Source organism: Clostridium fungisolvens, from assembly GCF_014193895.1.
Classification (GTDB): domain Bacteria; phylum Bacillota; class Clostridia; order Clostridiales; family Clostridiaceae; genus Clostridium_AR; species Clostridium_AR fungisolvens.
Window position 1 is genome coordinate 2,578,474 of sequence record NZ_BLZR01000001.1, and the last position, 19,452, is coordinate 2,597,925.

Here is a 19,452-nt window from a genome sequence, read left to right on the forward strand (position 1 = left end):
TCCTCCATTATTTTATAATTTTGACGTAAGACATAGACTGCTTAATGCAAAAGATTCAGTAATATCAGCAAGTCCTTTACCAACTCTATATATATGGCTTAATTTGTGATTATATTCATACTCCATTTTATTAAACTTATCAAATATAATCATCTGTTTTAAACCCCAAAGAAGCTTCTCTTATGCTGCAGAGCTATTTTTCTTTAGGGTTTTAATTGTACTAAATTAATATCTCTTTAGTTTTTATTGATTTTATCAGGTGGTATCTTAAAAGCATATTTCCAAAGTATGAAGTTAGCTATAGCTGCCAAAACAATATATACATACACACCGTAATTTATATTGGTACTCAAAAAATGAATTCCTGCTAAAACTGCTAGGCCTAAGGCTAACATCAAATTTAACATCCCATTTTCTTTCGTACTTCCAAATGCTTCTGAAAAAGGCAGTGTTTTTTTATTAGCCACAAAACATAATATGTTAAAAATCATTGTATTTAAAAGTACTATGATCATATCAGGCAATATTCTTAATCCAAAAATAAATACAAAAATTATAGTGTCTACTAAAAATAAAGGTAAAAATAATTTTGCTATATATGCCTTTATTGCACCTTTGAATACTGGTACAAAACTATTTATAGGCACAGTTTTATAAATCCACGCTCCTTTATATCTTTCAGAATACTTTATCATCATCATTACAGTGGGAAGCATCATTCCACAGAAGTATATGTAGAAATAAGATCTTCCTTCCGCTACTTCCCTAAAGCTTGAAAAGCCTATCTGCTGAAATAAGAATATGAATGGAAATATTATAGAGAATCCTAAGGTAGGGTATACTTTTAGCTTAAATTCTCTTTCATTCTTCATCATATCAGAAGCAAACCTAAAAAATACCCTCTCCTCTTTACTTCTACAAAGAAGTAGTGAAAGAAATTGATGCTGCTTCTTATTCTTTCTTTTACCGTTCTCAGAATTATTATTTAATTTTTGAAGGTTCTTTTCAAAAGCAGGCATGGACTTTATATAGATAGCCATGGCTATAATTGGAATTAATATTGCCATTATAGTAAAAATTATAAATGTGTTATTTATCTCTGATTTTTTCAACATCTGAAAAGGTGCTGAGAACCAAATTGGTATTATAAAATATTGCCACCACTTTGGCACAAATTGAATCTGTAAATCCACTATACTAAATAATCTTCCAAGCAGTTGATAACCTATCATAAGTACCATAGTTAAAGCTATTTGGATGTAGTTTATAATATCTTTTAACTTTTCTCCGTCAAAGAACCTTAAAACTAAGAAATAAACTAAAGAAGTAAGAACAATTATTAGCATATCAATTAATATCAATAAAACTAAGAAAATAAGAAAGAAAATAATTCCCTGCTTATATAAGCTAACCAAGAGCGCTGGTCCAACCAAAGCAGCAGTAATGTAGAACATATAAAGTGAAACATGAATAGTTTTTGCAAACCTTAAGGTTTTAGGATTAACAGGCTTTGTGCCCACTATACTCTTATCTTTAATATCCAAAAGTACTGAAGAAAAATCAGAAATCAAGGAGGTCATTACAAAGAATGTAATTATGACAAATACAAAACTCATTTGATAAATGTAATTAGTATCCATTATTACAAAAGGAATCAGTATTAGTCCCATTAAAAGATAAATTCCTAAAGATTTAAAGAATTTATTGCTGCTAGTTTCATCATCTTTCTTGTTGTTATTGGAAAAAACAGTAGGAATTCTTCTTCCATCCATTATCAATTTTATCTGAAGAATTTTCCTCATAGCTTTATAGTCTACGCCTAATTTTTCAAATAAAGTTCTAAATCTGTCTAAAAACTTTAAAAACTTAAAATCTTTCATAGACTACACCTCTTCAACTATAGATACAAATTCTTCTGCAATAGCTTCATAACCATTGAAACCAGTGATTTGGTTAAAGATTTGTTCTAAGGACCCCTCCTTAGAATTTTCCTTTAGTTGTTCAAAGCTACCATCTGCAACAATTTGACCATTGTTAAGAAGTATTATCCTATTACTTATCTTTTCAACCACATCCATTATATGAGAGGAATAAAATATAGTTTTCCCCTGTTTAGCCAGATGAGACAGAATTTCCTTCACAACCATCACACTATTTGCATCTAAGCCACTAAGCGGCTCATCCAAAAATAATATTTCAGGATTATGAAGCATACTTGAGATTAGAAGCACCTTCTGCTTCATCCCTTTAGAATATGAGTTCACTCTAGAATCGTAAGAATCTTTTATACCAAATATGTCCATCAATCTTTCAGCTTTACTATCCGCTTTCTCATAGGACATTCCGTATAATTCTCCGATAAAAGTAAGATACTCTCTTGCAGTGAGATTGTCATATATTTCAGCTATCTCAGGAACGTACCCTATTTTTCTTTTATATTCAAGCCTATCTTTTGTGATATCTTCTCCTAATACCTTAACCTCTCCAGTGTAACCTTCAACGATACCTAGAATTATTTTTATTGTGGTACTCTTTCCCGCTCCATTGGTTCCTATATAACCTATAATCTCACCCTTATGTACCTCTAGATTTATTCCTTTTAAGACCTCTTTATATCCATAACTCATACAAAGATTTTTAAGTTCAACTGTAATATTATCACTCATAATAACTCCCCTTTTGTGGTAAATATGTCAATATCACCATAACACTACCAGGAAAATTTTTCAATTACAAAAAGGTGGCAATTTGTCTTTAGACATCTTTTTGTTAAAAGTAATAAATTATATAGTGAATTTCAGCTATACTTTAATTAAAATTTCTTAAATTTTTATCCAGAAGACTATTTTAGTTGTTACGTTTTTAAAAATTTAAAATTATAACTTTTTAAAAATTTACTCTTAAAATCATGGTTTGAATAGATTTTAGTATTATTTATTTACACATTAAAAATGTACCGCTTCGGTATCAAACTCATTTTTTTATTCTCCCCATTTGGTAAAAGAATTTTAAAATATGAGTTCCATTACTAAGTGGTACTTATTTGTAGTATATGGTAAGCTTATACAGCGTGTCCCTAAAATATATCAAATTTTATCAACATTTATTTAATACATATTATCAGTGTTTTGATCTTGTTAATGTTATCATAGTTCCAAATACATTTTTACATACAAATTAAAATATAATTAATAGTCAAAATACTATTAATTATATATTTATTGCTATTAACTCTTCTTCTTTTTAGAATCTGTGAGCAGGTTTTCAATTTGCTGTAAGAAGTCAGTTATATTGCAAATTATAATAGATCTTTTACTCATTCTCAAATTTAACTTTTCTAATTTATCTCCTAGTGAGGATACTAGCTCTGCTATAGATCCAACACCAGATGCAGCTCCGTTTATCTCGGAACTAGCATGCTCTATTCCTGTAACTATATGCTTACTAAAGTCTTTTACTTCTCTTGTACAATCTGTAACCTGCTTAAAATCATTTTGAACATCTTGTGCATATTCAAAATTACTTCTAATTGCTAATTTAGTATTATCTATCTCTCCTCTTAGAGAATCTATGCTTTTATATAAGGTTTTAACACTTTCGTCAATTCCACTTACTAAGCCAGCTGTTGATGAGGATAATTTTCTTATCTCATCTGCCACAACGGAGAATCCTCTTCCAGCTTCTCCTGCCCTTGCTGCTTCTATGGATGCATTTAAAGCTAATAGGTTTGTACTACTTGCTATATTGGTTATGTTGCTTGACATTTCTTTAATAACTTCAAAATTATATTCTAATTTATTAAAAGCTTCTGTTATAGAACTAAGTTGATCGCAAGTTCCATTTAGTTTATCAGAAAGCTCGCTCATCTTTATATCAGCTTGCTTTACTGCAGAGTCTGAACGATTCATTACGCCATCGATTTTATTTACATATTTGCTAAACTCATTAAAGTTATTATCAAGACTGTTTAGCATTTCTTGTATACTTCCAATTTGTGAATATGTATTTCCTATATCTTGGACAGATTGGGTTACCTTAACTTCTTCGTCCATAAATTCTTCAAACTTTTTTTCTATATGTAGAACACCATAATTTATATAAGCTAATTCATCCAAGTTTTCTTCTTTCTTTGGTTCTATATTGTTCTCAATGACTGAACTTATATTTTCATTAATATCTATTGCCTTGTTTTTCTTCCATTTAAATAAACTCATATCTATCCCCCATTATTCAAAAACAGCAAGAACCATTGTCTGATTAAAATGTTGTTCATTAAGCTGTTCCCCATAACCTGCAAACCCTATATAGTTACCTAAGGCTGTGCTCATTTCTTTGGCAAATTCATTTAAGTACCCATCATTTTCAAATAACATGGATCTTGCCAAACAATTAATCATTATTGCTAAAGATGGTTTCGGAACTTCATTTTTTACAGTCTGTATTGTTTCTTTAATAACATTTCTATAATCATCTGGCTCTAGAAGCACCATTTTAGAATTATTATATACTCTTGCATGGTATGCCATTCCATTATTGGCAGTAACCATTTGATTAGCAGTTATGTACATATCGCTTCCAATTATTCTACCTAATGGGTAGCTATCTAAATATTTATCTAAGTTTTGAACAGTTGTATTCAAAGCATTTGCTGTTACCTTAGCAGCTGGCATATTATCGTATTCATACACAATACGATTTCTCACATCCACCTTAGTGGCAGTAAAGTAATGCTTTGTTGGTTTATAAATATTTTCTCTGTATAATCTAATTTTTCCACCTAAATTCTTAATCATAACAAAAGCACAACCATTAGTGTATACTTGTCCATTAAAAGAAATCATAGTTTTTTCTGCTCTTCCACGATCACCTGCTGAACCACCAAAAAGCGGTATATCCTTTTCTTTAAGCACAGAATTAAGAGTTGACAGAACCAATTCCTCACAACTAATCAAAGCTGTAGATATCTGAAAACATACAGTATTTGTGGTATCTTTGAACTTACTTACGCATTGAGTAACCCTATCTACATATTTTAATGGATATCTATCAACCTCTTCTAAAATATCTGCGTAACACTCAATACCATCTTCAATTCCCATTACTAATAAAGAATCCTTATATGCTCCTTCTTTGCAAAATCCTGCAAATGTAGTAGAACCTATAATAATACTATCTTTAAATCTGTCACTAATCTTCTTCGAAAATTCTTCAAAGTGTTCTACCCCTGAAAAGAATAATATTAATTTAGGCGACTTGAGTCCCGATATTGATTCCAAAACTGCTTCATCTAAATTATTTTTCGAGCTTTTTCCAACTTTAAAATTCATGTCTGACACCTTCTACTTTATGATTTTAAATAAATTATATTTATTAGCCAATATATACCTTCCATATTTTACATCAATCGACAATATAATTATAATTTACCTATAATTTAAAATCAACCAAGCATTAGAAAAACTTAACATAAGGTAATAAATTTAACATTTTAGTTTTTTCTCATTAATTTTATAATAAATCGTCAATAAAAACAGCCTAAACTTCTACCTGAACTTTTTCAACTAATTTATCTAACGTAATCACTCTATCTTCTCCTAAAATGCCTATTGCGGCATTGAACAAATACCTATCCTCAGTTACCAAAATTAAATTACTATCTAAATGACAGGTATACAATAGCGACAGATCATTTTGCGATAATTTATTTTTATTATCAACATAGGTATTACCATTCTTAGTATGCTTTATATCCAAGGTAGAGTAGAACTTATTTATTTCATGTCTATCAGTTTCTATAATAAAAAATATTAATTTGCAAAATCTATCTGATAATACTTGTTGACCTTTATATAGACGCATCTCTTTTACAACAAGTTCTTCACTTACTTCTCTTGAGATTCTAAGCTTTTTTTCTTCTATGAGCTTATCAATGACAAAAGGATACTGCTTCCAAAGTCCTATTACAACATTTGTATCTAATAAGTACTCCATAATAATTACTACTCCTTTAATATCAACATTACTCTTTCTTATATAACTTATTATTCATCTAATTATAATATTGATACAATCTAGGGATATTTTTAGTTATGAAAATCTTTATCCTAATGAGAATCCAAATTCACAACCTTTATTATGCCTACTTTTACAGTATATTTCACCACCATGTTCCTCTATTATATATTTACATATAGATAAACCTAGACCAGAACCTGGTATACTTGAGCTTCTAGACTTTTCCGCCCTATAAAACTTATCAAAAACATAGGGAATATCATCAGGGCTTATGCCGATACCATTGTCTTTAACTTTTATAAGAACTTTTCCATTTTGCCTCTCTGCTTCAATAATGATAATACCTCTACTATCTTTCATATACTTTATACTGTTCTCTACTAGATTATATAGAACTTCTGTTATCCGTCTCTTATCAATATTTACTAACATGTCCGCTGTGTTTACTTCGTAGTCAAAATCAATATTCTTCTGTTTTACAAATACCTCCAACTCTTCCATTAAAGGAATGAAATACTCATAAAAATAAACCTCTTTTATATTTATATCAAGTTGATTTAGTTCAGCATTTGAGTACTCTAATAATTCATTTATCATATCTATAAGTAAATCTGTCTTACTTATGATTATATTTACATAATCCTCTTGAGCTTTAGGAGTTCTAGCTATGCCATCCCTTAATCCTTCACTATAAGCTTTAATTGTAGATATTGGAGTCTTAAGATCATGAGAAATACAGGAAATTAGCTCTTGTTGAGATTTCTTAAGAACTTCTTCTCTTATCTGCTTTGATTTTAATTCGTCTCTCATAAGTTCAAAGGAATATGTAAGATCACCAATCTCATTTTCTCCTATTTGTTTTTCATAAGTTCTAATAACCTCTAAATCATAATTACCAGCAATGATTCCTTTAGTGGAACTACTGATTTCTTTTAAAGGAGTTAAAATTCTTCTGTTAAAGTATAATGTCCTAGCTACTACTATAGAGATACATATAAAAATGCCAAGGATCATTGGAAAAAATATATTTATTACTCTAGTTAAATTTGATTCTATTAAAACATCTTTTTCAGGTATTAAGAAAACTACAAATCCATTTACCTTTCCATTCTGTTCTAGTACAAAACTTTCTTTTATCTTATTTTTATTGTTAATACTAAAGCTCTTGTCTGTTTGAAGCATTTCTTGAGTATTTAACATTTCCCCAACCTTATATTCAAAGACACCACCATTATATAGAACTCTTCCATCTAGTCCAAAAACAAGGTATGGATAATGCCCCTTATTGTATATTTGTTTTTCTATTTCATTTTTTTGCCTTGAAACTATCAACCTAATGTCATTATCATATATTTTAAAATTCATATTTAGAAATCTATACACACTCAAGATAACTGATACAAAAAGAACGACTACTATACTAGTAGCCGTTATTATATTTCTTTTATAAAGAATATTATTCATAGAAAACTCCCATTGCTAAGTTTCAACACAGTCCCTAAAAAGAATTAAAATTTTATGAACTGAATTTATAACCTGCTCCCCATACAGTTTTTATATATTCTAAATTATATTTTCCTAACTTCTCTCTTATTCTATTAACATACACAGTTATGCTGTTGTCATCACAGATACCGTTATATCCCCATACTCCTTCATATATTTGTTCTTTTGAAAAAACCTGATTAGGATTTTTAGCAAAAAAGAATAACATATCGAATTCTTTAGTAGTTAGATTCAATTGTTCTCCCTTTACCATTGCTGAATAAGAGGATTTATTGAGTACTAGTTCCCCTATCCTCACTTCATTGTTATCTGTAGGGTTCATAACTTTTATTTTGTCATATCTTCTAAGCTGCGCTTTCACTCTTGCTACTAACTCCAATGGACTAAAAGGCTTTGTTACATAGTCGTCAGCGCCAATTCCAAGTGCTATGACTTTGTCCATTTCTCCACTTTTAGCAGAAATCATAATAATAGGAACTTCTGATTTTTCTCTTATATCTTTACATACACTTATTCCATCAATCTTTGGTAGCATTATATCTAAAAGTACGAGGCTAGGCTTTCTTTCATAAAAACTTTTTAAACCTTCTTGTCCATCATGTGTCACCACAGGTTCAAAACCTTCCACTTCCAAATATGCCCCTAAAATATTTGCTAGCTCTTTTTCATCCTCTACTATCAGTATCTTATGCCCCATTTTACACCCCATTTAAAAATGATCATTTATGTGATAACAATGTAACTTATAAATATAAATAAACTATATTTATTCTAATCTGGATTTATCACATTATACAAAAATCTATAAGTTTAAATCAAAATCGGATATATATACTCATAAAATTCTTTTAATCTTTGATTTTACATTTATATCCACAGAAATTATATCTTATATTAACCATTCTTACAAGTTCTACCAACCTCTTTCTTTAAGGAACTTATATAATACCTCTTCTCTATCTGAAGCTGTTATTTTATCATACTGCTCTAAGTTTAATTCGCCATCTATACGTCCATCTTTAAGATAAATAATGCGATTGCCTCTTAAAGCAGCTTTTAGATCGTGAGTTACCATTACCACAGACTGTCCTTCATTATTAATAGTTGTAAATATATCTAAAACATTTTCTCCCTGAGAAGAATTAAGAGCACCTGTTGGTTCATCTGCAAATAATATTTTAGGATTATTAATCAAAGCTCTACATATAGCCGCTCTTTGTTTTTGTCCACCAGACATCTGATTTGGAAACTTCTTCCGATGAGAAGTAAGTTCCATTCTTTCTAATAAGGAATCTATCTTTCCCTCTATTTCTCTACGTTGAGCTTTTGTCTTATAAGTTGGACTTAAAATATTCTCGTATACATTAAGGTTAGGAATTAAGTTGATTCCTTGAAATACAAAACCTAATCTCTCTTTGCGAAGCCGTGAGATTTCTTTTTCTTTCATTCTTGTAATATCTATTCCTTCAAAATAAACCTTTCCCGTAGTCACGTCATCCATTCCACTTAAATTATAAAGGAGAGTAGATTTTCCTGAACCAGAGCTTCCCATAATAACAGTAAAATCTCCTTCATAAATCTCTAAATCTAAGTTTTTAATAACATTGTTTACTTCACCATCACTTATAAAACTCTTACATAATAACTCCGTTTTTATAACAACATTTTTCATAAACTTAAAACTCCTTTCTATAGCTAAGGTATCCTATTAAAATTGAGTGTTTAACCACGCGATGACTTAGTGTACTTACGCAAAAATTTAATTTCTACCCAATCATTAAACATATATAAAATTAATATTAGCCTCTACTCCTGTACTAAATCTCTAACATTGACTTTTTTAAGTGATCGTGAAGATATAAGTGTACTTATAATAAAAGCAATAAGTACTGCTATATTTGCCAAGGCTATGTGAAAATAATTATAGGTTACAGGGTATTTTATAAATCCAAACATAGACAAACATACCTTCATAATGCTTGGATAAAGTAAGATAATCATTGGCACTGCAATTATTATAGATATTACCGCAAGTATCCCAACATAATATAGATTTGAGCATATTAGATGCCAAGTTGAATATCCGAGGCATTTATAAATACCATTTGTTTTCTCATTACTTGTGTTTCTTAAGATTACTATACAGAAAATATTAATACCACCTAATAAAAGCATTAGCGCAACTACTGGAGGAATAGCTCCCTTTTGAGGAGTTACAATCATGTCCATAATGCTACTGAAGGCTTCTGTCCTCGCAGTTATATTTCCATTTCCTCCTATCTTTTTCTTCATGTCCTCTATAAAAAAATTCATTTGCTTTTTATCCTTTAAATAAATTGAAAAATAGTTATAATTGAAATCATAATTATTGTCTGTATATACAGAGGTAGTTAACCTACAACAATCTCCAAGTTCAAGATAAGTTTGGAATATACCTGTTATAAGTAAATTTACTTTTTTTTCTCCACCTAGATATATTTCAATATAATCGCCAATTGATTTATTAAGACTCTTAGATATTTTACTACTAATAGCAATCTCGTTTCCGTTTTCAGGGTTTCTTCCTTCTGTAATTGGAAGTTTAGCTTTTGAATAATCATCAAAAACAAAGCCCTTCATGGTTGTTAATTTCGTTCCTTTCTTCCATTTCATAGTAACTTGAGTTGCTATATTGCTATTTAAAACATACGACACTCTTGAATCATTTTTTATAATATCTTCGACTTCTCTATTTTTATTACTATCTATTACGTTAATCATAACATCGCATTTGTCTACACCAAGCCAATAGTCATTGTTATCTTTCAAGGTATTTGCCACATCCAGAGATATTACCCCAAAATTTATACCAAAAACTGTCACGATAGAAGTTATGAGTATCACAATGGAGTTTTTTCTATTTCTCATTACCCCTCTTAAGGCAATTCCTATAGCTGAAAACTGAAATTTCAAATTACCTTTATAATATTTTTTCTTTTTAGTACTGGAATTTGTCATTCCATTTAAGGCATAAACCGGCTTAACCTTTTTTGTCTTACTTATGATTCTATATATCATACCTATTACTAAAGTTACAATCGCTGAATAACATATAGCTCCAGGAACAAGTAAATTATTAGTAACAACTTTCCCCATATTCTTAAATACCGAGATTAATATAATATTTGATATACTTGCAGAAGCTACTCCACCTAATAAACAGGCTATGGAAGTTATAAAAAAATAGAACTTTAGGTACAAACTCAAAATATCACCGGAATTATATCCCATGGTCTTATATATGGCAATTACTTTGGCATCGGTAATCATCAGATTTTGTATCATAAAATTAATTATTATACAATTAACAACTAGCATGATAATACCTATGGCAAGAAAAATTGCTCCGATTATATTACCAGAAATTTTATTTACATTAATAGTGTCTTCCAAAGTTATTATGTGTCCATTCATTTGTCCATCATTTTTTTCTCTGTAAGCCTGTTCAATATCCTCTCCTGTTACACCAGGCTTTCCGTAAAGCCTAATGTTTAGATTTCCGTACACCCCTTTTGGTAGTTGCTTTATTAATATTTCACTATCATATGAAGTAGTCATGTCATAAATTTCTGAATATATCCCTCTTACTGTGTAAAAGAGATTTCCATTAGAAAACTTTATTTTAATTTTATCTCCAACTTTAACGTTATTTTTATTGCTTAAACATGCTGGAATTATACATTCGTTATCTTTCAACTCCCTTATCGTATCCTTGCTTCCTGTAAGAAATCGAATATCTCCATAAATCGAGTCTTTATATTCTGCTAGTCTAAAAAAACCTTCTAACTTTTTATCATTGGAGGTAATTTCCTCATCAATATAATGCACCTTACTATATTCAATCTTATTAACATTTGGTAGCTTTGCAAATGCTTCTCCTAATGCAATTACATCCGTCTCTTTTTGAGAGTAGGGATATAAGATTCCAGAAGCTGAATTACACTCCTTCACAAAATCCTTAAAGGGCTTATCTAAAGATATCAGAATACTTATAGACGCACTTATCAGCATAGAACATAACATTATAATTATAAACATGAGTGTAGTTTGCAATTTTTTATGTCTAAAATTTTTGATCCACATACTCTTATCCCCTCTTACTACATACTATTTAGCAGACGCATAAACTGCCAACTACTTACTGGCACTTTATTATGGATGAACCACTTCATAATTAAACTTATATTTTCGAATTCTCCTCTCAAAACCCAGAGGAGTTTTGAAAATAGATTTCGGATTGAAGTGGTTCATCTTTATATCTGCATCCTATATATTTATAATAATTGGTAAATATAAAATAAAAATATATTAAATATTAATAATTATTAATAGCTCTATGGACCGTATATTGAAATTAGGGTGTCTCTACATCCGACACTTCAATGAGTTTCTACTGTAGAAACGCCCTAATTTCTATTATCATATCCCATAAGATTATTAATAAATGAATTATATAAGCGATAGAAATCAAAAAAGTGGCTGTTATACATGAATTAAGTTAATTCACTGTACGACAGCCACAGCAATTATTCACTATCAGCTTTGGTTTTATTATATTCTTCCATTTGCTTTAAGTAATTTATCTGAGTTTCAGTTTTACCTGAGTATTTTAAACTTTCATCAATAGCTTCAACTGTGGCCTTACCAGAAGCCCCCTCCTGCATTTCAACCTTTAATTTTTCAAATTGCTCTCTTGTTAGCCCGATATAACTTCCACAGCTTGGACAAGCAATTTGATATGTTTTCTTATATGGTATTATAGGTATAAAAAACAAGGTAAACCATGTTGTTGCAATACACAATCTCCAAACATTAGTCTGGTTGCAATAATTGCAGGTACGTTCAAAAACTCCACCAATAAACTTTCTGGTTACCTTACCCCATCCCCAAATTATCATAATATCACTCCTTATATATAATCCAAATAATTATAACATTTACCTGTATATTCCACAACTAAGGCTTATTATAATTAAATTTGGTGATGTTAAAGCAACCTGTTGAAATTAATTGGTTATTCATCCGATGCTATAATGAGCTTATAATTTAACTTTATAAATATTATTAAGGGTGCATATTTGATTATCAATGTATAATATATTTGAATAACATTATAACAAACATAAAAATGCTCAGTAACTTTTACATATATACTTTAAAATAGAGTGGAGGTCTTGTAATGGAAACATCAAAGTTTAGAAAATTATATCTTTTAATTAATATTCCGATAATGCTTCTATTTTTTATCCTATTAATTACTCCAATTTTCATAACTGATAGATTGGCTATATATTATGTTGGTATAGCTGCTCGAATACTCTTGGGCATTTGGTGTATTTTTAATGGGTTATGGAATAGTTGTACTGATTATTATTCTTTTTTAAAGAATAATAGGTTTCAAAAAAACAATAAAACTCCTAGATGGGCATGGTTTTTACTTCTTATAGTGGGTGTTGAATGTATTATAACTGCTTTTATGGGTTATGGATTTAATGGGGTTAAGAAACCTATATAATTGTTAGGATAGCCTATCACTTAATCTTCTAATTAAAAGCAATTTAAAGGAAGTCGTATCGACTTCCTTAAAAAATAAATAATTATATGCTTTATCTTACTCAAATCATCTATTATATAAACTTATTTGCTTCTAAACCTTTAAAATCACTTATATGGCCATTTCTTTTCTACAAGCTCTTTAATTTAATAAAATATGCAATAGATCCATGTAAAAAACAAAATGCTGAAAATGCAAGTAATGCGATTAAGGTGTTAATTCCTATATAAAACATATCAACAAGATATGGACTCTTATAAACTGTAGCCACCATATTTACAAAAAAGTAAAACGCAATTAAGAAATTTACTAGGTTGGAGGTTATAACCTTTAACATATTTTTAGTAAGTCTTTTATTGCTATTTAAAAAGTCTTTCTCACAACAAATATCACTTTTGTTTTCTGATTTTACCCATAACACCATTTTGCCCCCTAGCATTCTGGTGTTATACATAGGTTTCCACCCAAGTTTTATATAGGTTCTAAAATACTCTTTATCAATTATATCAGGCAAATCAACAAAACATTTTGTTTTTCTCTTTTCGCCTCTTGAAAAAGAGAATACATTTCCACTTCTATTTATTTCATCTAAAAGAAATCCCTGTTCTTCCATCTCTTCAATCCATTTTTCAACCTTACTTGGATAATAAATAAAGAAACGGTTCTTTTTTATCTTAATTAATTCATTAGGTCCTTTACCACCATTAATCACTTTGATATAACTGGTATTTCTTTGTTCCTCTTCATTTTCACTCATAATATCATCCCTTTTATTTTTCTTAACAAACCCTTAAAAATATTATTCTACTAACCATATCTTAACTATACAGTAAAAGCTGCTCTAAATCTATAAAATAAAAAAGTTATGCATGTGGCGAAAATCTTCAAAGCTCAAGATTTTCGAACATACATAACTTAATTTCTATAAAGGATTAATTTGTCTTCTTTTTAGTTATTTAAAGATTAAATCTATTAAAGGTGAAACAAAAAGTATTATTGAAAGAATTACTATAAATATTACTGTAATCCAAATCACTACATTTTGCACCTTGTTATTTACATACTCACCCATAAGCTCCTTCTTATTGATTAGTACTACCATAAATATCAATATAACTGGGCTTAACATACCAGCTATCTCTTGAGTTGCAAGCATAACACCCACCAAAGATATATGTGGTATCAATACTAATACTGAACTAAATATTATCATAAAGGTAAATATACCATAAAAAGTAGGAGCTTCTTTGTATTTATGATTTAATCCGCTTTCAAAACCAAAGGATTCACAAATAGCATAAGACGTTGATAGTGGGATTATCATTGTTGCAAGAACCGATGCTCCAAAAAGTCCTGCTCCAAATAGAATTGAAGCATAATTTCCTGCTAAAGGTCTAAGAGCTGAAGCAGCCTGCTCAGCACTATCTATTTGTATTCCAGCTTTATATAAAGTAACTGCAGTACACACTATAATAAAGAAGGATACCAAGTCGCCCCAGATTGCTCCTAAATAAACATCTAATTTTTCGTACTTGTAATCTTTGAGCTTTATTCCTTTGTCAACTACAGAAGACTGAAGATAAAATTGCATATATGGAGTAATTGTAGTTCCTATCATACCTATAAAGGTCAATATAAAGGCTTTATCAAATTTAAGTGTAGGTGTCACTGTAGCTGTTAAAACTTCATGCCAGTTTGGCTTTACTATAAAGCAAGTTATTATATACGAAAAGAAAACAAAAGTGAACGCTAAAAATAACTTTTCTGTTTTTGAATACGACCCTTTCGTAATTAAAAACCAAACTGCAAAAGCCATTACAGGCACTGAAATATATTTAGTTACACCAAACAGCTCCATACTTGCTGCAATCCCTGCAAAATCACCTATACACACACCAAAGTTAGCTATAAATAAGGTGAGCATTGCAAAAAGCGCAAGTTTTACACCAAACTTTTCTCTTATTAGATCTGCTAGGCCTTTTCCTGTTACTATAGCCATACGCGCATTCATTTCTTGAATTACAGCTAAACTGAAGGTAATAAGAAGAAGTCCCCAAAGCATTTTATATCCATAACTTGCTCCTACAGAAGCATAAGTTGCTATTCCACCAGCATCATTTCCTGCATTTACAGTTATAAGTCCTGGACCGATAATTGTCATGATAAAGAGTATCTTTTTGAATCGGCTATTTTTTACTTCACTCATAGTGCCACCCTCCTTAATGGAGCATACTCTTTAACACTGTCATTTAATGATATTGTACCCACTAATTCATTAACTTCATCTATAACTGGCAAAGAATTTACGCTGTATTTTTCCATTGTTTCAATTGCTTCTTCTATAGTATCTTCATCCCTCAATATCTGTGGTTGTGTCGCCATAATGTTATAAAGCTTAGTATCTTTATCTGATGTTATCAGTCTTAATATAGGAATAACACCTAGAAGATTACTTTTGTTGTTAATAACATAAATATAATAAGTTTCCTCTTCATCAGGAACATTTATTTTTATCCACTCTGCTACTTCCGCAACAGTTATATCTGGAAGGAAAGCAATAAAGTCCTTAGACATAATACTTCCAACTGTATTTCTTTCATATTCCATAAGTTCTCTAATCTCTTCTTGACTTTCCTCATCCATTTGAGTAAGAAGTTTTTCAACTCTATCATCTTCTATTTCTTCAAGAATATCTGCTACTTCATCCGATGGCATTATCTCAAAAATATCAGAAGCCTTCTTATCAGACATAGAATTAAGCAAATTAACCTGAACCTCTGTCTCTATCTCTTCAAGAACTTCAGCAGCTTTTTGGTTATTAAGGCTATTAAAAAGAATATGACGACTTTTATTATCAAGTTCTTCAATTATATCTGCTATTTCAGCTGCATGAAGAGTTTCAATTTTGTTTGCTGGTGAGTAAAGCTGCAAATTATTGCTACCAGTTGATAGTGGCTGTACATTATCCCAAATTATAAGTTTGTTTCTTAGCTGAAAATTTAGAGCTCCTGTCAATAATATAAATGGATATTCCACTCCCAGACGCCTTAAAAGACCTCTAGTTCCAATATCAACTGCAATAAGCTGCCACTTTCCATTTATATTTCCAAGTCTTACATCATTTACTCGCTCTACTCTTTTTCCATTAGTATCTACTATTTGTTTATCTAAAAAATCTTTTGCTAAATATATACCCTTACTATCTGGTAAACTTATTAATAAACTCTTTGTATTTATTTCTATATAATATCTTTCTTTGCTATCTTTAAAAATATCAAGCTTTTCTAATGAAACATAGAAAGACTTTGGTCCATTTTTAATTTGAACATAAGTTGCTGTAGGTTTTTCCTGATTAAAATCTAGTACAAAATCGCTAAGTTTGCCTATTAATTGCCCTGATTTATTGTGAATTTCTTTCTTTAAGATCTTGCTAAAGAAAAAACTAGTTGCTTTATCCATTTGTTTCACCCCTTCTGTTTACGGCATCATAAATATTTCATGATCCTCATAACTTATTCTTACAATGTTTCAAATTGCAATACATGCAAAAATGAAATTTTTAGTTATTAGAGGGGTTCGTCAAATAATTTACATTAAAACCATGAATACCTGTTTTTAGTTTCATAACAATAACCTCCAAAGCTATCGTTACTCAAACGGCAGTTACCCGTGTAAATAACGATCCATATTCTATATTTAGTTGTATTCGTCTTATCCTCAGGGTCGTCTTCCATTAGTAACCACCTCCTAATTCAATATATAAAAAATTTGCTTAAACAATCTTCTTTAGTAATTTTTTTTGCGCATCTGCCTTTTCTGAACGTATGTGAAGAAATTCTGGCAGGCGACATATTGTTCTTTTTTATTCTTTAACTTATACTATGTCTTAAGTCTGTTCGCATAATTATCCACAGATATAATTGAGATATAATTTTCTAAAGAATAAAAAACTCTCCATCCCTACGGATGAAGAGTTATATGCTCGACAAAAAAACACTTACTTTCTCCATCCGTTGAGCTTTAGCACTACAAGGCTTTGAGCATAAGCATTCATATTTATGAATGTTGTCAGCTACATTAAGTAAAACCTTAATTCGGCAGTACCTGCTGACCCATTGGCGTCTCTCGACATTTCTGGGCAGTAGCGTGTATCCTTGTAGGAACCTCACCTAACGAGATATTTAATTTTATTACCTTTTATATCATATTCCCTTTAGCATGATTTGTAAACATAATTTCACATAAATTTGCGATTAAAATTTTTTAATAGCCTTTTTTGCTTTTTTTTGTAAGTTTTTTTAACTCCATTATAATTTTTCTAAACTTTTTTTCAAAACTTCTTGACTTTTCAATTCCTTTACTGTATATTAAGTGAGTAGGCAAGTTTAAAACATAATATCGCGGGGTGGAGCAGTTGGCAGCTCGTCGGGCTCATAACCCGAAGGTCGTAGGTTCAAGTCCTGCCCCCGCAACCAAAAAGCAGTTATACTTAAGTATAACTGCTTATTTTTATTTATTATTTAAGTTCACTTTGCTCATACTCTTAAATGTTCTCAATGAGATTTCTTCGTAAGATATTATGTATTTTTAAAGTTACTGTACTTTTACAATAACTAAGTTTAGTTCTAAATTTAACCATACATAATAATTTAAGTTATATTATGTAATCTCTTCTTATTAACGCAAGAATAACATCATCTACTAGCTCACCTTTAATCATGGTTCTTTCTCTTAGAATCCCTTCTTGCAAAAAACCTGACCTTATTAAAGCCTTTACTGATGCATCATTACCAAAGGTTACCGTAGCTTCTATCCTATTTACTTTAACTTTTTCAAAAGCAAACTTTGTTATTGTTTTTATAGCTTCAGTCCCATAACCTTTATTCCAAACATCCCTATTTAGACCATACCCAATTTCACACCTTTTAGCATCTTCATCAAAGTTTCCCAGACTAAAGTATCCAATTAACTTATTGTCATCTTTTCTAATAATTCCCCATGTTATTTCTTCCTTAGATATAAATTCATCTTGATAGTTATCTATTATTAACAAAGCTTTTTCCTTTGTATTTATATGAGTAAAAAAGTCATATTTAGCCACCTCTGGGTCACTAAATATAGCAAAAACATCCTCCACATCACTCGCTTCCATTTTTCTGAATAGCAATCTCTCTGATTCTAAATTTGGAAACACATCAAAGAGACTTTTATCAATACCTCGATCAATCCAGTGATTTTGCATACTACACCTCTCATAAAAATTATTTAATATCCTCAGGCTATACTTTGATTTTGTATTATAAACACTTTAGCTTTTAATACTCAAGTAATAGGTTCTATCTTAGTTTAAGTGATTTTTGTCTTTACTAATGATATTTAACAAATTAATCTTCAAACCTTAATATATACGTACAAACACAAAAAAATAACTACCAAAGGCAGTTATTAATAAATTACCCCCATTAAGTTCCAACTAATAGTAAATATTACTAGTATTATTAAATAAATAAGGATTGTGTTTCTTGTTTTATGTTCCTTGGCATTTTAAAAAAATCTATTAATTAATGAAGAATATATTGGCGATAAAATAAGTGCTGTTACAACTAAAGTTATTAATATTAGTTAATTTCATAATATAAAAAAAGATATACAAAAATACTATATATCTTTATATACCTCAAAGCTTTATATAATTAATTTTCTAGTTATTATCTAAACCTAATAACTGATCTATGCAATCAATCTTATAATCAAAATCATCTACTTGTCCAAAGCCATAACTTGCAAATACAAAGGGAATGCCAGCAAATCTTGTTGCTTCCATATCCCATTGAGTATCTCCTACGTAAATTGGATTCTTTAAGTTATTTCTTTCTACTACAAGCTTTATATTTTCACCCTTAGTAAGTCCTGTTCTTTCTGCATTTTCATAGTCAATAAAGTACTCACTAAGATTATGAGCTTTAAGAAAAGCTTCAATATAACCAACTTGGCAGTTACTAACTATAAACAATTTGTACTTTTTTGCTAATTTCTGAATGGTATCCTCTAATTTATCAAACAAACTACCACCATGTTCCTCTAAGTACTTACACTCATTTGCCCAACATGCAGTTATTAAAGTTGTTCTCTGCTCATGTTCTAGATGAGGAAATAATCTTAATGGTATTTCAAGTACTGATAATCCCATTATTGCTTTTATATCTTCTACTGTTATTTTGTGAGTAATTTTTGTATTACTTATTATTTCATTAAAGGCATCTGTAACTCCTTGTGTTGAATCCCATAGTGTTCCATCCAAATCAAAAATAATGCTATCTATCTTCATGCTTTCCTCC

18 protein-coding genes, 1 tRNA gene and 1 riboswitch are annotated in these 19,452 nt (G+C 29.9%); of the genes, 2 read left to right on the forward strand and 17 right to left on the reverse strand.

The features are described from left to right. Nucleotides 1-12: 12 nt before the first annotated feature. From bsdtw1_RS11100 to bsdtw1_RS11150, 11 genes are all read right to left on the reverse strand, one after another. The gene (locus tag bsdtw1_RS11100; RefSeq protein ID WP_183277633.1) at nt 13-153 is read right to left on the reverse strand and encodes a hypothetical protein; all 141 of its coding nucleotides are present in this window, start codon (nt 151-153) and stop codon (nt 13-15) included. A gap of 83 nt (nt 154-236) precedes the next feature. Beyond that, nucleotides 237-1,880: a hypothetical protein gene (locus tag bsdtw1_RS11105; protein ID WP_183277634.1), complete on the reverse strand. Its 1,644-nt coding sequence runs from the start codon at nt 1,878-1,880 to the stop codon at nt 237-239. A 3-nt stretch (nt 1,881-1,883) separates the two neighbouring features. Then, a complete protein-coding gene (locus tag bsdtw1_RS11110; RefSeq protein WP_183277635.1) occupies nt 1,884-2,666 on the reverse strand; it encodes an ABC transporter ATP-binding protein in 783 nt (260 codons plus the stop codon). Nucleotides 2,667-3,227: 561 nt separating this feature from the next. Continuing rightward, a complete protein-coding gene (locus tag bsdtw1_RS11115; protein WP_183277636.1) occupies nt 3,228-4,214 on the reverse strand; it encodes a methyl-accepting chemotaxis protein in 987 nt (328 codons plus the stop codon). A gap of 12 nt (nt 4,215-4,226) precedes the next feature. Beyond that, the gene (locus bsdtw1_RS11120; protein WP_183277637.1) at nt 4,227-5,327 is read right to left on the reverse strand and encodes an FIST signal transduction protein; all 1,101 of its coding nucleotides are present in this window, start codon (nt 5,325-5,327) and stop codon (nt 4,227-4,229) included. A gap of 208 nt (nt 5,328-5,535) precedes the next feature. Beyond that, a complete protein-coding gene (locus bsdtw1_RS11125; protein ID WP_244638152.1) occupies nt 5,536-5,991 on the reverse strand; it encodes a PIN domain-containing protein in 456 nt (151 codons plus the stop codon). A gap of 108 nt (nt 5,992-6,099) precedes the next feature. Continuing rightward, complete coding sequence (locus bsdtw1_RS11130; protein ID WP_183277638.1) at nt 6,100-7,479, reverse strand: sensor histidine kinase; 1,380 nt, start codon at nt 7,477-7,479, stop codon at nt 6,100-6,102. A 52-nt stretch (nt 7,480-7,531) separates the two neighbouring features. Continuing rightward, nucleotides 7,532-8,218, reverse strand: coding sequence for a response regulator transcription factor (locus tag bsdtw1_RS11135; RefSeq protein WP_183277639.1), 687 nt, complete (start codon nt 8,216-8,218; stop codon nt 7,532-7,534). A 216-nt stretch (nt 8,219-8,434) separates the two neighbouring features. After that, entirely contained in the window at nt 8,435-9,193 is a 759-nt protein-coding gene (locus bsdtw1_RS11140) for an ABC transporter ATP-binding protein (RefSeq protein WP_183277640.1), read from the reverse strand. A 134-nt stretch (nt 9,194-9,327) separates the two neighbouring features. Continuing rightward, nucleotides 9,328-11,643: an ABC transporter permease gene (locus bsdtw1_RS11145; RefSeq protein WP_183277641.1), complete on the reverse strand. Its 2,316-nt coding sequence runs from the start codon at nt 11,641-11,643 to the stop codon at nt 9,328-9,330. Nucleotides 11,644-12,086: 443 nt separating this feature from the next. Beyond that, nucleotides 12,087-12,458, reverse strand: a complete 372-nt coding sequence (locus bsdtw1_RS11150; protein WP_183277642.1) for a zinc-ribbon domain-containing protein — start codon at nt 12,456-12,458, stop codon at nt 12,087-12,089. Between the two features lie 281 nt (nt 12,459-12,739). On the opposite strand from bsdtw1_RS11150, the gene bsdtw1_RS11155 reads away from it, so the two are divergent. Next, on the forward strand, nt 12,740-13,075 hold the full coding sequence (locus bsdtw1_RS11155; RefSeq protein ID WP_183277643.1) for a hypothetical protein: 336 nt from the start codon (nt 12,740-12,742) through the stop codon (nt 13,073-13,075). 169 nt (nt 13,076-13,244) lie between these two features. On the opposite strand, the gene bsdtw1_RS11160 is transcribed toward bsdtw1_RS11155, so the two are convergent. From bsdtw1_RS11160 to bsdtw1_RS11175, 4 genes are all read right to left on the reverse strand, one after another. Continuing rightward, nucleotides 13,245-13,871: a DUF2812 domain-containing protein gene (locus bsdtw1_RS11160; protein ID WP_183277644.1), complete on the reverse strand. Its 627-nt coding sequence runs from the start codon at nt 13,869-13,871 to the stop codon at nt 13,245-13,247. Between the two features lie 195 nt (nt 13,872-14,066). Further along, nucleotides 14,067-15,320: an Nramp family divalent metal transporter gene (locus bsdtw1_RS11165; RefSeq protein WP_183277645.1), complete on the reverse strand. Its 1,254-nt coding sequence runs from the start codon at nt 15,318-15,320 to the stop codon at nt 14,067-14,069. Next, nucleotides 15,317-16,573 (reverse strand): magnesium transporter, encoded by a 1,257-nt coding sequence (locus bsdtw1_RS11170; protein ID WP_183277646.1) that lies wholly within the window; start codon nt 16,571-16,573, stop codon nt 15,317-15,319. Before bsdtw1_RS11170 ends, bsdtw1_RS11165 begins: the two co-directional genes overlap by 4 nt. A 134-nt stretch (nt 16,574-16,707) precedes the next feature. Continuing rightward, entirely contained in the window at nt 16,708-16,848 is a 141-nt protein-coding gene (locus tag bsdtw1_RS11175; protein ID WP_183277647.1) for a hypothetical protein, read from the reverse strand. A gap of 263 nt (nt 16,849-17,111) precedes the next feature. Next, nucleotides 17,112-17,298: riboswitch (M-box (ykoK) riboswitch) on the reverse strand. A gap of 215 nt (nt 17,299-17,513) precedes the next feature. Between bsdtw1_RS11175 and bsdtw1_RS11180 the strand changes: the two genes are divergently transcribed. Further along, nucleotides 17,514-17,589: transfer RNA gene (locus bsdtw1_RS11180), tRNA-Met, on the forward strand. A gap of 179 nt (nt 17,590-17,768) precedes the next feature. Here bsdtw1_RS11180 and bsdtw1_RS11185 read toward each other — a convergent pair. Beyond that, nucleotides 17,769-18,356 (reverse strand): GNAT family N-acetyltransferase, encoded by a 588-nt coding sequence (locus bsdtw1_RS11185; RefSeq protein WP_183277648.1) that lies wholly within the window; start codon nt 18,354-18,356, stop codon nt 17,769-17,771. Nucleotides 18,357-18,815: 459 nt separating this feature from the next. Continuing rightward, entirely contained in the window at nt 18,816-19,442 is a 627-nt protein-coding gene (locus bsdtw1_RS11190; RefSeq protein ID WP_183277649.1) for an HAD family hydrolase, read from the reverse strand. Nucleotides 19,443-19,452: the final 10 nt, after the last annotated feature.

Coding starts and splice junctions, on each gene's coding strand:
- bsdtw1_RS11135 (WP_183277639.1), bottom strand. CDS start 8,218: ATGGGGCATAAGATACTGATAGTAGAGGATGAAAAAGAGCTAGCAAAT.
- bsdtw1_RS11115 (WP_183277636.1), bottom strand. CDS start 4,214: ATGAGTTTATTTAAATGGAAGAAAAACAAGGCAATAGATATTAATGAA.
- bsdtw1_RS11120 (WP_183277637.1), bottom strand. CDS start 5,327: ATGAATTTTAAAGTTGGAAAAAGCTCGAAAAATAATTTAGATGAAGCA.
- bsdtw1_RS11150 (WP_183277642.1), bottom strand. CDS start 12,458: ATGATAATTTGGGGATGGGGTAAGGTAACCAGAAAGTTTATTGGTGGA.
- bsdtw1_RS11125 (WP_244638152.1), bottom strand. CDS start 5,991: ATGGAGTACTTATTAGATACAAATGTTGTAATAGGACTTTGGAAGCAG.
- bsdtw1_RS11155 (WP_183277643.1), top strand. CDS start 12,740: ATGGAAACATCAAAGTTTAGAAAATTATATCTTTTAATTAATATTCCG.
- bsdtw1_RS11170 (WP_183277646.1), bottom strand. CDS start 16,573: ATGGATAAAGCAACTAGTTTTTTCTTTAGCAAGATCTTAAAGAAAGAA.
- bsdtw1_RS11145 (WP_183277641.1), bottom strand. CDS start 11,643: ATGTGGATCAAAAATTTTAGACATAAAAAATTGCAAACTACACTCATG.
- bsdtw1_RS11130 (WP_183277638.1), bottom strand. CDS start 7,479: ATGAATAATATTCTTTATAAAAGAAATATAATAACGGCTACTAGTATA.
- bsdtw1_RS11110 (WP_183277635.1), bottom strand. CDS start 2,666: ATGAGTGATAATATTACAGTTGAACTTAAAAATCTTTGTATGAGTTAT.
- bsdtw1_RS11190 (WP_183277649.1), bottom strand. CDS start 19,442: ATGAAGATAGATAGCATTATTTTTGATTTGGATGGAACACTATGGGAT.
- bsdtw1_RS11100 (WP_183277633.1), bottom strand. CDS start 153: ATGATTATATTTGATAAGTTTAATAAAATGGAGTATGAATATAATCAC.
- bsdtw1_RS11140 (WP_183277640.1), bottom strand. CDS start 9,193: ATGAAAAATGTTGTTATAAAAACGGAGTTATTATGTAAGAGTTTTATA.
- bsdtw1_RS11105 (WP_183277634.1), bottom strand. CDS start 1,880: ATGAAAGATTTTAAGTTTTTAAAGTTTTTAGACAGATTTAGAACTTTA.
- bsdtw1_RS11160 (WP_183277644.1), bottom strand. CDS start 13,871: ATGAGTGAAAATGAAGAGGAACAAAGAAATACCAGTTATATCAAAGTG.
- bsdtw1_RS11165 (WP_183277645.1), bottom strand. CDS start 15,320: ATGAGTGAAGTAAAAAATAGCCGATTCAAAAAGATACTCTTTATCATG.
- bsdtw1_RS11175 (WP_183277647.1), bottom strand. CDS start 16,848: ATGGAAGACGACCCTGAGGATAAGACGAATACAACTAAATATAGAATA.
- bsdtw1_RS11185 (WP_183277648.1), bottom strand. CDS start 18,356: ATGCAAAATCACTGGATTGATCGAGGTATTGATAAAAGTCTCTTTGAT.